Below are 12,504 nucleotides of genomic sequence, written 5' to 3'. Positions count from 1 at the left end.
CGGTAAGCATCCTGCTTTGCCTGGAAATAGGGATCGTGGACACGCTAAAGGATCGTGACCGGTCGGTCTGACATGGGAAGCGGGGACAATTGCGGATAGCACCGGGGCCGCTATGCGGCCCCGGTGCTTTCAGATGCGCCTGCGTTTGCCCAGGCTGGGAATGGTGGTCTGCGGTATCACTACCTCGACCTGTTCGAGGCGGGTGCTGGCCGCAAGCCCCGCCAGCGTCGGCTGGCTGAACAAGGTGCGGGCATCCACATGCAGGCCGGCCTGACGCATGCGTGCCACCAAGCCGACGGCCAGCAGTGAATGGCCACCCAGCTCGAAGAAGTTGTCATCTCGGCCGACTTGCTCGATCTTCAGCACATCGGTCCAGATCTCGGCCAGCGCGGTTTCCAGCTCGCCGCGCGGGGCCTGGTAGGCGCGGCTGATCACCGACTCTGCACCCGGCGCCGGCAGGGCCTGGCGGTCGACCTTGCCGTTGTTGCTCAAAGGCAACTGGGCCAGGGCAACGAACGCCTGCGGCACCATGTACTCCGGCATGCGCGCCAACAGGTGACTGCGCAGTACTTCAAGCGCCGGCGCGCTGCTGCCCTCGCGGCAGGTGAAGTAGGCCACCAGGCGCTCTTCGCGCATCAGCACCACGGCCTGGCCGATTGCCGGGTGCGCGGTCAACGACGCTTCGATCTCGCCAAGCTCCACCCGCAAACCGCGCAGCTTGACCTGGAAGTCGTTGCGGCCGACGAAGTCCAGTTCGCCGTCCAGGCGGTAGCGCACCAGGTCGCCGGTGCGATACAGCCGGTCGCCCTCGACAAACGGGCTGGCGATGAAACGCTCGGCCTGCAACGCCGGCAGCCCAAGGTAGCCACGGGCCACGCCGACACCGCCAATGTGCAACTGGCCCACCGCCCCCAGCGGCACCGGCCGGTCATGCGCATCGAGCACATACAGGCGGGTATTGGCGATCGGCCGGCCAATCGGCGGCGCCAGCAGCGGCAGTGGCTCATGGGGCTGCAAGGTCCAGGCGGTGCTGTCTACCGTGGCTTCCGTGGGGCCATAGACGTTGTGCAGGCGCACCTTGGGCAGGCGCTCGCGCACACGCTGCAGCAACGCCAGTGTCAGTTCACCGCCGCCGCAGAAGATGTCCGTCAGGCTGGTGCAACCCTCGACACCGGGTTCTTCAAGAAACTGATGCAGCAACGCCGGCACGAACTTGATCGTGGTCACCTGGCTGGCCTGGACCCGTTGCACCAGGTACGCAGGGTCACGATGCCCGTCAGGGCGTGCCAGGACCAGGCGCAGGCCGGCGGTCAGCGGCCAGAACAGCTCCCAGACCGAACCGTCGAAACTGAACGGCGCCCGCTGTAGCAAGGCATCGCCCGGGCGTGGCGGGCAGATTCGCGAACCCCAGTGCATCAGGTTGCACAGGCCACGGTGCTCGATCATCACCCCCTTCGGGGTGCCGGTTGAGCCCGAGGTGTACATCACATAGGCCAGCTGCGTCGGGCCCAGGCCAGCTACCTGCGGGTCAGTTGCCGGGCAGGCGTGCCAGTCGCCACGGTCGAGGTCGAGCACAGGGCCTGGCAGTTGGTCGAACAGGCCCTGGGTAGCGCCGTGTACCAGCACCACCGTCGGGGTACTGTCATCAAGCATGAAGCGCAGGCGCTCGGCCGGGTAGCCAGGGTCCAGTGGTACGTAGGCACCGCCCGCCTTGAGCACGCCGAGCAACGCCACCATGAGTGCGGCGCCGCGCTCGACGCACACCGCCACCCGCGCATCGGGGCGCACGCCCAGGCCGATCAGGTGGTGGGCCAGGCGGTTGGCCTGGGCGTTGAGGGTCTGGTAATCGAGGAAACTGTCGTCGGTCTGCAGCGCGATGGCCTGGGGCGTACGCCGCACCTGGGCCTGGAACAGCGCAGGCAAGGTCTGCGTGACCGGGCTTTGCAGGTCTTGCGTGGCGTTGAAACCATGCAGCAAGCGGTGCAGTTCAGCCTCAGGCACCGCGCACAACGCCGTCAGGCTCACGCTGCGGCGTTCGGCAAGGGCGCTGCCCAGCTGGCGCAAGGTCGCCAGCAAGTAGTTCAGTACCCGCTGCGCACCAATCGCTCGCGGCGCACGGACGGCAAGCTGCAGCCCGTCGGCGTGGTCGTCGACCGTCAGCACCAGGCCATGGCTCAGGACTTCACTGGCCTGGACCAGTTCCACACCCGGCAGCACCTGCCCGTGCAACACGGCCCCTTGGCGGTAGTTGATCAGGCTGTCGAACAGCGCGGTGCCCGCCGGCAGGCCGCTGCACCGCTGAGCGAGAATCAGCGGTGCGTCCTCGTGGCCGAGCAATGCGGCCAGGCCCGCGTGGGTCTCGCCCAGCGCCTGTTCGACCGAACGATGCTCCAGCTGCACCCGCAACGGCAAACTGTTGATGAACATGCCCAAGGCACGATCAGCGCCTTTGCCCGCCATGCTGCGGCCCAGCAGCACTGTGCCAAGGGTGACTTCATCACGCCCGCCGAGGGTCCCTAGCACCTGGGCCCAGGCCAGGTGCAGCAAGCTGGCGAGGCTCGCCCCCTGATGCCGGGCCTGGGTACGCAACAACCCCGCCAGCGGCGCTTCGACGGCCTGGCTATGGCTGTGCAGATCAAACGCATCCACCGGCTCGCCGCCGAGCCCGGCAATAGGCGCAAGCGGCTCGATGCCGGCCAGTTGCTCGCGGAAGAACGCCTCGTGCCGTGCCTGGCGCTCGGCAGCCGCACTCAGCGCCACATACTCGCGATAGGGCACAGGCGCCGGCAGCTGTTCGCCACGCCCGGCCATGAAGGCTTCGAGCTCGCCCAACAGCACCTGCAGCGAGACGGCATCATTGACCAGGTGATGGAAGCGCAGCAAACCCAGCCAGCACCCGTGCTGGGCATCCTCGGTGCAGGCCAGCGCCATCATCGGTGCCTGGCGCAAGTCCAAGGGCCGATGCTGGGGGTCGTAGTGGCTGCGCAGTTGCCCGGCGATGTTGCCGTCGGGCGCTGTCGTCAGCCAGTTGTCGACCGGCAGGCGCGCCTGGCGCCAGACCACCTGTTGGGGCTGTTCGAGCCCCTCCCAGGCCAGGCTGGTACGCAGGATGTCATGCCGGTCGATCACCTGCTGCAACGCCTCGCCGAAGGCCTGCAACTGCTGGGCGCTGGCAAAGGCGAACAACGCCTGCTGCTGGTAAGGGTCGCGTACATCGGTGACATGGTGGTACAGCAGGCCCTGTTGCAGGGGGGCCAGCGGATAGATTTCCTGCACGTTGCCAGCACCGCCCGGTACCGAGGCGACGATGCGGTCGATGGCGGTTTGCGTCAGCACGCTGAGCGTGAGCATGTCAGGCGTGATGCGCTGGCACTGCGGCGCTACCCGGTTGGCCGGTATGCGAGCGGCCTCCCCGACCACCACGGACGCCGCGAGGCTGGCCAGGGTCGATTGGCCGAACAGCACCTGCACATCGGCTTGCAGGCCTTGCTGACGCATTCGCTCGATCAGTTGCACGGCCAGCAGCGAGTGGCCGCCCAGCTCGAAAAAGTGATCCTGGCGCCCTACCCGCTCGACCTGCAGCAATTCAGCCCAAAGCACGGCCAGGCGTTGCTCGACTTCACCGAGGGGTGCTTCGTGTTCGCGGCGCACCTTGGCGGCTTCGTCCGCAGTCGGCAAGCCGCGGCGGTCGAGCTTGCCATTGGCGGTCAGCGGCCAGGCCGCCAGGTTGACATAGGCCACCGGCAGCAAAGCCGCCGGCAGGCGTTCGCGCAGGTGTTCATGCAGCGCCCGCGGTGTTACCGCCAACTGGCCGATGTACCACGCTTGCAGTTGGCCTTCGCGCAGCATCACCACGCACTCGCGTACCGCCGCATGGCTGGCCAGGGCGGCCTCGATTTCGGCCAGCTCAACCCGGACACCGCGGATTTTCACCTGGTCGTCGTTGCGCCCGAGGTACTCCAGGGTGCCGTCGGGCAGCCAGCGCACGAGGTCGCCGGTGCGGTACATCCGCGCCCCTGGCAGCGTGCTGAACGGGTCGTCGAGAAAGCGCTCGGCGCTCATCTGCGGCCGCTTGAGGTAACCCCGGGCAACCCCCTTGCCGCCCACATACAGCTCGCCTGGGGCGCCGATGGGCAACAGGCGGCGCTGCTCGTCGAGCACGTACAGCTGCGTGTTGGCCACCGGCCCGCCGATATGCAGCGGGCCACCTGCCGTCACCTCGCCTGAGGTCGCCACCACCGTAGCTTCGGTGGGGCCGTAGTTGTTGATGACCCTGTAGCGCCGCTCGCGGGCCATGCGCCGCAGGCGGTCGCCGCCAATCAGCAAGGTCTGCAAGGTGGGGTGTAGCTCACCTTGGGCGAAGGCATGCTCGGCCACCGGCGTGGGCAAGAAGCTGACATCCAGCGGCTGGGCGCGCCACCAGCGGAGCAAGGCATCGATGTCCTCGGCACCGTCACGCACGGGTGCCAGGTGCAGGGTCGCGCCGCTGCACAGGGCCGGCCACACCTCCCAGGCCATGGCGTCGAAGCCGAAGCCGGCCAGGCTCGACTGATGGCGGCCTGGGCCCAGCTCGAACGCACTGCAGTGCCAGTCGATCAGGTTGGCCAGCATGTGGTGTTCGACCATCACGCCTTTAGGCTGCCCTGTGGAGCCGGAGGTATAGATGACGTAAGCCAGATCGCTGGGCAGCGGCTGCGCAGGCCGGGCCAGGGCGGCGGGCGGCGCGTTCCAGTCCCAGCGATCCAGCTCGATCTGCGCCAGACCATGCGCGGGAAGGCGATCACGCAGCCATGACTGGGTCAACACGACGTCTGGCTCGCTGTCGTCCAGCAGGTAGGCCAGGCGTTCCTGCGGGTGGGCCGGGTCGATCGGCACGTAGGCGGCACCGGCCTTGAGCACGGCCAACAGGCCGACCAGGGTGTCCAGGCTGCGTTGGGCGACCACCGCCACTCGCCGGTCAGGCTTGGCACCCAGGCTCGCCAGGTGCTGGGCCAGCGCGTCGGCGCGGCGGTCGAGTTCGCCGTAGCTCAGGCTCTGGCCATCCTGAAGCGCTGCCAAGGCATGCGGTGTGGCCTTGGCCTGGGCCGCGATACGACGATGGATCAACGCCTCGCCATTGTCGGGCCCTGGTTGCGCCGTGGCATTCCACTGCTGCAGGCGGGCGTGCTCGCTGGCGGTCAGCAGGTCAAAGGACGCGATACTTTGCTCCGGTTGTTGCAGGCCTTGCTCGAGGACGTGCAGCAGGCGCTCGGCCAGCGCCGTAGCGTCCTGTTCGCTGAACCAGGCGCGGTTGTGCACCAGGTGCAGGCAAGCGCTGTCACGTTGGCTGTTGCAGCGCAGGTGAATGCTCAACGGGGTGGGTTCATGGCCATTGCAGACCATCACGGTGTGGCCAGGCACATCACCGAAACGCAGGTCGTTGCCATCCTCTTCGAACGACACCATCAGTTCGAACAGCTGCGGCCGCTCTTCACGCAATGCACCGAGGCTGCGGTTGAGTTCGCTGAGGGCGAAACGCTGGTGGCGGAAGTCTTGCTTGAGCGCGTCGCGAATCCCCTGCACCAGCGCCGCGAAGGTGCGCTCGCGGCCAAAGTCCATGCGCAACGCGCTGACTTGGGTAAACAGCCCCAGGGTCGACTTGAACTGGGCGTTGCCGCGGTTGCGCACCGGCAAACCGACCACCCACTCGTCACGCTGCCAGGTGCGTGCGCTGCACACATGCAGGGCGGCCAGCAGTACATGAAACGGCGAGGCCTGCAGCGTGCTGCCCAGCGCCCGCATACGTGCCAGCAAACGGGTATCGAATGGCTGTTCGAGCACCGCGCTGGGCGGCGAAAGGTGTACCGCGTTACGCTCGCGCGGCGCCAGCAAGGCGTCCGGCAATTGCAGGTATTTAGCCAGCCAATAATCGCGGTCGCGGTCATGGCGTGGCGAACCCTGGTACTGGGCATCGTCCTCAATGAACGCCCGATAGGACGGTGCGCCGCCCGGCAGGGGCAGCCCCTGTTCGAGCAGGTTGTAGTATTCGGCGATCTGCTTGAACCACTGGTCCACCCCCCAGCCGTCGAGGACCAGGTGGTGGGCCTGCACGGCAAACAGGTAGCGCTGCTCGCCCAGGCGAATCAGTGTGGTGCCCCAAAGCGGGCTGGCATCCAGGCGATAGGGCGTCTGCATCCGGGCTTGCAGCAGGGCCTGGGCGGCCGCCCACGGCGCCTCTGCATCGCGCACATCGTGCCGCACCAGTTCCACCTCCAGGGTGGGGGCAAAGTACTGCCGCGCCATGCCCCCCTGTGTCACCAGCACCGTGCGCAGGCCGTCATGCTGGGCAACCAGGTGCGCCAGTGCCTGGCGCAGCCGCGCGGCATCCACCCCGCCATTCATTTCGACATAGGCGCCGATGTTGTACAGCGGCGAGTCGCCGTGGCTGATCTGGTCCAACCAGATGTCGCGCTGGGCAACGGTCAGGGCAAAGGTTTCGGCGGCAGGCATGAGTCGGCAGGTCCTTCTGATTGATCATCGGCGGATTCAAGCACCCCGCCTTCAGCCTGTATGGCCCCTGAAACCCGGACATGCGCTGGGCGTGTAGAAGCCTGCTGAAAAACATGTAGGAGATTTGCCACAGCCTCTACCCGGCATCACCTACACCCGGATTTATCGGCGGGGAAAAGGCCTGGATCGCCACGCTTCTGGCGTCAATTGGCTGGCCAAGCCCTCATTAGCCACTACCCACACCGTCAGAGCCCCTGCCCACCTGATCCGCAATCGGTGGCACTTTGTGTCCCTGTTTTCCACTACAGACGCAGCACCCCGGCCGGGCTTGAATACCGCCACTCCCACCTACCCCCCAGAGGACTCGACCGCGAGACCACCCGCCGTAACGCTTGGAATCAAGGAAGACAATGATATGAAGCTGACCGACAGCCTCGAATACCGCCCCGACCCGCAGTTGTATCTGCAACTGGGCGAACTGATCGCCAGTACCGGCGCCGAGCGCTTCGCCGAACAGATGTTGCATCTGGTCGATGCCCAGGTGCCGGTCCACAGGCTCGACCTCAGTGAATGGACCCTTGCCCCCCGGCAGGCCAGTGTCAGCCGCATCAATGTACTGGGCAGCGCCGGCCCTGCCCCTGAACGGCCCACCGTCAACACCCTGCGCCACCCCCTGCTGCAGAGCATCATGCAGATGAAGGACCCGCTGCTGATCGAATTCAAGGCCCCACAAGACGCAGGCCAACCCAGCCAAAGTGCCCACCAGTGCAACCTGGTGTCGTGCAGCGGTGTGCGGCGCTGGGTCATCTGCTTTCATCGCTTGCCCAGCCAGCGTGGCTTTTCGCTGGGTGAACTGTCGCAACTGAAAAGCCTGTCTGACACCTTGCTGCCGCTGGTCGAGCACCACGGCCAGTTGCTGCGCCAAGGGGGGGCACGGCATGCCGGCTCGCCGCTGGCCGATTTGCCAGCGGGCTCGTTGCGCCATTCGTTTGGCGAGCGCCTGGTGCAGGAAGCCGTGAGGCTGTCGACCCGGGAACAGGAGGTCTGCCTGGGCCTGCTGACCGGCGGCACGGTGCCGGAAATGGCGCAGCGGCTGAACGTGAAAAACAGCTCGATCGAAACCTACCTCAAGCGCGCCACCGCCAAGCTGGGGGTCAGTGGCCGCCATGGCCTGACCAAATGGATGGCCGGCGCCTGACTCTGCGAGACACACCGATGCCCCGATCTAGCCTTATCCTGTGCGCTGCGCTGTTGTGCGGCTGTTCGCTGGCCCCTGACTACCAGCGCCCGGGCGCAGCGGTGGCCGCGCACTACCCACAAGGGCCTGCCTATCAAGGTGATGTGCAGGCGCACCCGGCCATCGATGACTGGCGCCAAGTGTTCCAGGACCCGGTATTGCGCCAATTGATCGACAACGCGTTGGCCAATAACCGCGACCTGCGCAGTGCAGCGCTGAATGTCGAGGCCTACCGCGCCCAGTACCGCATTCAGCGCGCCGAGCTGTTGCCCAAGGTCTCGGCCAATGGGCAGGGGCAGCGCCAGTACCTGCCGCGGCGCATGACCGGCACCGACCAGGGCATGATCAGCTCCACCTATGCCGCGACCTTGGGCGTGAGCGCCTACGAGCTGGACCTGTTCGGCCGCCTGCGCAGCCTCAGTGACCAGGCGCTGCTGACCTACCTGGCCAGCGACCAGGCCCGGCGCAGCACCCAGTTGAGCCTGGTGGCCAGCGTCGCCAGCGTGTACCTGACCTGGCGTGCCGACCAGGAGCTGCTGGCCCTGGCCAACGACACCCTGGTGGCGGACGAGCGCAGCCTGCGCCTGACCGTCAACCAGCGCCGCGCGGGTACCGTTTCGGCCCTGGACCAGATCCAGGCCCGTACCAGCGTCGACAGCACGCGCGCGGCCGTGGCCCGTTACAAACGCCAGGTGGCCCAGGACCTCAACCAACTGACGCTACTGGTGGGTGCCCCTGTGGCCGACGACCTCCGCGCCCTGCCCCTGGCCAACGAACAGATCGCCGGCTTGCAAGCCGGCCTGCCCTCCGACCTGCTGCAACGCCGCCCGGACATTGTCCAGGCCGAGTACCAGCTGCGCGCGGCCAATGCCGACATTGGCGCAGCACGTGCGGCGTTTTTCCCCAGTATCAGCCTGACTGCCAATGCCGGCAGCACCAGCCCTGCGCTCAGCGGGCTGTTCGATTCAGGCTCGGAGACCTGGCTGTTCCAGCCGCAGATCAACCTGCCGATCTTCACCGCCGGCAGCCTGCGAGCCAGCCTGGACTACGCCCGGCTGCAGAAGGACATTCAGGTGGCGCAGTACCAGAAGGCGATCCAGGGCGCCTTCCAGGAAGTGGCGGACGGTTTGGCCGCGCGCGCCACCTACCAGCGGCAGTTGCAGGCCCAGCGCGACTTGGTGGCATCGAACCAGCGCTACTACGACCTGGCCGAGCACCGTTACCGCATTGGCGTGGACAGCAGCCTGACGTTTCTCGATGCGCAGCGGTCGTTGTTCAGTGCCCAGCAGGGGCTGATCAATGACCGCTTGGCGCAGCTGGTGGCGGAGGTGAACCTGTATGCGGCGTTGGGTGGGGGCTGGCAGGAGGCTGCCGACGCTCACGCTCGCGATGGGGCGCCCGGCAGCGCGTTCGTGGGTCTAAACTGAACAGGGCCAGATCACCAGGCATGAACCGGGGGGCTTCCACACGCGGAGGTGTGAGATGAGCCAGTTCAAACGTTTGTTCGTCATGCTCGGCCCGCAGATGCGCCACACGCCCGCGCTGCAACGCGCGGCGGCCTTGGCCGAGTCCAGCGGTGCATTACTCGATATCAACGTATTCGTCGACGATGTCGACACGTTCGGTTTGATGAGCGACGGCCGGGAACGTGAACGGCTGCTCAGCGACAACCGCCAATGGCTGGCCGATGAAGCCGAGCAACTGGCCGATGCCGGCCTGGATGTGTCCACCGAGTTGCTGCTGACCCGCGACCCGTTGGCCAGTGTGATCGAGCGCATCGAGCGCCTGGGCTGCGACTTGCTGGTCAAGGATGTGCAGCACGAACCGGTGCTCAAGCGTTTGCTGGTAACCCCCCTGGACTGGCAGCTGCTCAAGGACAGCCCAGTCGCCGTGCACCTGGTCAGCGACATCCGCCTGCCCCTGCCCCGGCAGATCGCCGCCGCAGTAGACCTCAACAGCCATGGCGCAGGCGAGCACCTGGACGAGCAGGTGATTCACAGCGCCCATGCCCTGGCCTTGCAGTGCAACGCCGAGCTGCACCTGCTGCATGTGTGCGACGCAGCCAAGACCCATATCGCCGACTTCGGCGCCGGCACAGTCACCATGCCCGGGTTCGATGGCAGTGTGCGCACCGCGCAACGGGCGTCGTTCAACCGCCTGGGTGACCATCACCAGGTGCCGTTGGAGCGCAGGCATTTCGTGGAGGGGCCGGCGATTCGTGCGATTGCCCAGTTCATCAGCCATAGCCGGGTCGATGTGATCGTCATGGGCAGCCATCGGCATGACGCCATGCAGACCTTCCTGGGCGGCACCACGGCGCATGTGCTGGAGCATCCGTTGTGCAATGTGCTGGCGATCAAGGCGGGGGCCTGAGGGTTTTCGTTACCTGCAGGTTGCGCGGCGTAGGAGCGGCCTTGCCGGGGCGGCGAGAGGTGAACTGGCACGGGCGCTCTATTTAAAAAGAATGCATTTGATAATGATTCGTAGTAATTTCACGCCGCTTTGTACCCCTTCCCCTAGCGCCCTACTCCAGGATCGTACCGTCGATGCGTCGCACGTTCGTTTCGCTTTGTGTGCTTCATGCTGTGTCCCCGCTAGCCTGGGCTGAGCCCGACTCGCTCAGCGACTCCGCCCAGATCGAACTCCAGGCTTTGAGCATCACCGGTACCGCCGACAGCGAACGTACCGATGGCCCGGTCGTTGGCTACAAGGCAAGCCGTTCGGCAAGCGCCACGCGCACCGACACCGCCCTGCACGAGACCCCGCAGTCGGTCAGCGTGGTACCCAAGGACGTGCTCGAAGACACCGGCGCCACGCGGCTGCAGGATGGCCTGGACTACGCCGGCGGTGTAGGCCGCGCCAACAACTTCGGTGGCCAGGGCCTGACCACCTTCACGGTACGCGGCTTTACCACGGGCGAGTTCTACCGCAATGGCTTCCCGATCAACCGTGGCTACCCCAATGCCCCCGACGCCAACACCGTCGAGCGCCTGGAAGTGATCCGCGGCCCGGCCACCAGCCTGTACGGCCGCGGCGACCCCGGTGGCACCTTCAACGTGGTCAGCAAGCAACCGCAGGCTGAACGCAAGGTCACCCTGGGCAGCCAGATCGACGACCAGGGCATGCACCGCGCCACCCTCGACGCCACCGGCGCGCTAAATGACGAAGGCACGCTGGCCTACCGGCTTAACGTGCTCGGTGAAGGCGGCGAAAGCTTTCGCGATGATGTGGAGAGCGAGCGCTACGACGTGGCGCCCGTGCTCAGCTGGCAGGTCAACGACAGCACCCGGATCGTCTTCGAAGGCGACTTCATGCGCAACAACCACCCGCTCGACCGTGGCCTGACCCGCTATGCCACCCAGACCGGCAGCGCCTCGCGTGACACCTACATCTGGGAGAAAGGCAGCGACAATTTGCTGCACAACGACAACAACATGGCCCAGGTGCGCTTCGAGCACCTGCTCAATGACAACTGGACGCTGGCTGGCGGTTTCCAGTTTCTCGATGGCTCGCTCAAGGGCAACGCGGTTGAAGCCAATGGCGCGCCCGCTGACGGGCGCACCCTGCAGCGCAACTTCAACTACCGCAAGCTGGAATGGACCGACCGTGACTGGCAACTGAACCTTACCGGCCACTTCGATACCGGTGGTTTCAGCCACACGCTGCTGACTGGCATCGAGTACGAGAACTACGACTACAACTCGATCATCCAGCGCTCCTCGGCGGCCTATCCGATCGATATCTACAACCCGGTGCTCGGCCAGCCAAGGCCCGCGCTGACGCGTACCACAACGTGGGACAAGGAAAACCTGCAGACCTGGGCGTTCTTCATCCAGGACCAGGTGGCCCTGACCGAGCGCCTCAAGGCCTTGGCCGGCGTGCGTTTCGAACGCTTCGAGCACGACTACGACGACAAGCTGGCCAACACCCGCGACTTCAGCAAGGGCGAGAATGGCGTGACCCCGCGCTTTGGCCTGATCTACGACCTGACCGACACCGTGGCGGTCTATGCCAACACGGCGCGCTCATTCAAGCCTAACAGTGGCACGCCCGCTGGCAGCGGGGGCTTCGATCCCGAGAAGGGCAAATCCTACGAGCTGGGCGTGAAGTGGGAAGCGCTCGATCGCCAGCTGAGCATTGATGCGGCGGTGTACCACATCGTCAAGGAAAACGTGCTGGCACGCGACCCCAACGACCCCTTGGGTATCTACAGCATCGCAACGGGCGAGGTGCGCAGCCGCGGCCTGGACATCAACATCGCTGGCAATATCACCCCTGCGTGGCGGGTGATGGGTGGCTACGCCTATGTCGATGCCGAAGTGACCAAGGACACCACCGTGCCGACCGGCACCCGCCTGGCCAACATCCCGCGTAACAGCTTCAGCCTGCTGAACACCTACGAGTTCCAGGATGGCCTGGCCAAAGGCCTGGGGCTTGGGGTGGGGGTCAAGTACGTGGATGATCGCGCCGGCCAGACAGCCGCGACGACCTACACCATGGAACGCTACAGCGTGGTCGACCTGCTCAGCTTCTACAAGGTCAATGAACACGTGCGGCTGAACCTGGATATGAAGAACGTCTTCAACAAGGGGTATGACGAAGGGGCGTTCAATAGCTATGCCTACCCAGGCGCACCGCGCACGGTGCAGGCTGGGGTTTCCTACACGTTCTGACCGCCGCGCAATTGTAGGAGCGGCCTTGCGTCGCGAAAGGGGCGCGGAGCGGCCCCCTACGTTCTTGCTGGCACCCGAAAACCCGGGGCCGCTGCGCAGCCCTTT

Annotated in this window: 5 protein-coding genes; 4 read left to right on the top strand and 1 reads right to left on the bottom strand. The window is 65.9% G+C overall.

Annotated features, from left to right (window positions below; genetic code table 11):
* Window positions 1–129: 129 nt before the first annotated feature.
* The gene (locus DJ563_RS06135) at window positions 130–6,489 is read right to left on the bottom strand and encodes an amino acid adenylation domain-containing protein (protein ID WP_434519043.1); all 6,360 of its coding nucleotides are present in this window, start codon (window positions 6,487–6,489) and stop codon (window positions 130–132) included.
* A 415-nt stretch (window positions 6,490–6,904) separates the two neighbouring features.
* Here DJ563_RS06135 and DJ563_RS06130 point away from each other — a divergent pair, with 415 nt between their 5' ends.
* The 4 genes from DJ563_RS06130 to DJ563_RS06115 all read left to right on the top strand — a co-directional run bounded on the left by DJ563_RS06130 (window position 6,905) and on the right by DJ563_RS06115 (window position 12,399).
* Window positions 6,905–7,687 (top strand): helix-turn-helix transcriptional regulator, encoded by a 783-nt coding sequence (locus tag DJ563_RS06130; protein ID WP_434519042.1) that lies wholly within the window; start codon window positions 6,905–6,907, stop codon window positions 7,685–7,687.
* A gap of 17 nt (window positions 7,688–7,704) precedes the next feature.
* Window positions 7,705–9,153 (top strand): efflux transporter outer membrane subunit, encoded by a 1,449-nt coding sequence (locus DJ563_RS06125; protein WP_434519041.1) that lies wholly within the window; start codon window positions 7,705–7,707, stop codon window positions 9,151–9,153.
* A 55-nt stretch (window positions 9,154–9,208) separates the two neighbouring features.
* Window positions 9,209–10,099, top strand: coding sequence for a universal stress protein (locus DJ563_RS06120; protein ID WP_033697693.1), 891 nt, complete (start codon window positions 9,209–9,211; stop codon window positions 10,097–10,099).
* A gap of 173 nt (window positions 10,100–10,272) precedes the next feature.
* Complete coding sequence (locus DJ563_RS06115; protein WP_434519040.1) at window positions 10,273–12,399, top strand: TonB-dependent siderophore receptor; 2,127 nt, start codon at window positions 10,273–10,275, stop codon at window positions 12,397–12,399.
* The last annotated feature ends 105 nt before the right edge of the window (window positions 12,400–12,504 follow it).

The sequence above is a fragment of the Pseudomonas sp. NFX1 genome (assembly GCF_051123555.1).
GTDB lineage: Bacteria > Pseudomonadota > Gammaproteobacteria > Pseudomonadales > Pseudomonadaceae > Aquipseudomonas > Aquipseudomonas capeferrum.
Note: the sequence above shows the minus strand (reverse complement) of the source record. Positions and strands in the feature narration are given on the sequence as shown.

Bases quoted from the DNA above. Each gene is read 5' to 3' on its own strand.
- DJ563_RS06135 (WP_434519043.1), bottom strand. From the start codon at position 6,489: ATGCCTGCCGCCGAAACCTTTGCCCTGACCGTTGCCCAGCGCGACATC.
- DJ563_RS06130 (WP_434519042.1), top strand. From the start codon at position 6,905: ATGAAGCTGACCGACAGCCTCGAATACCGCCCCGACCCGCAGTTGTAT.
- DJ563_RS06125 (WP_434519041.1), top strand. From the start codon at position 7,705: ATGCCCCGATCTAGCCTTATCCTGTGCGCTGCGCTGTTGTGCGGCTGT.
- DJ563_RS06120 (WP_033697693.1), top strand. From the start codon at position 9,209: ATGAGCCAGTTCAAACGTTTGTTCGTCATGCTCGGCCCGCAGATGCGC.
- DJ563_RS06115 (WP_434519040.1), top strand. From the start codon at position 10,273: ATGCGTCGCACGTTCGTTTCGCTTTGTGTGCTTCATGCTGTGTCCCCG.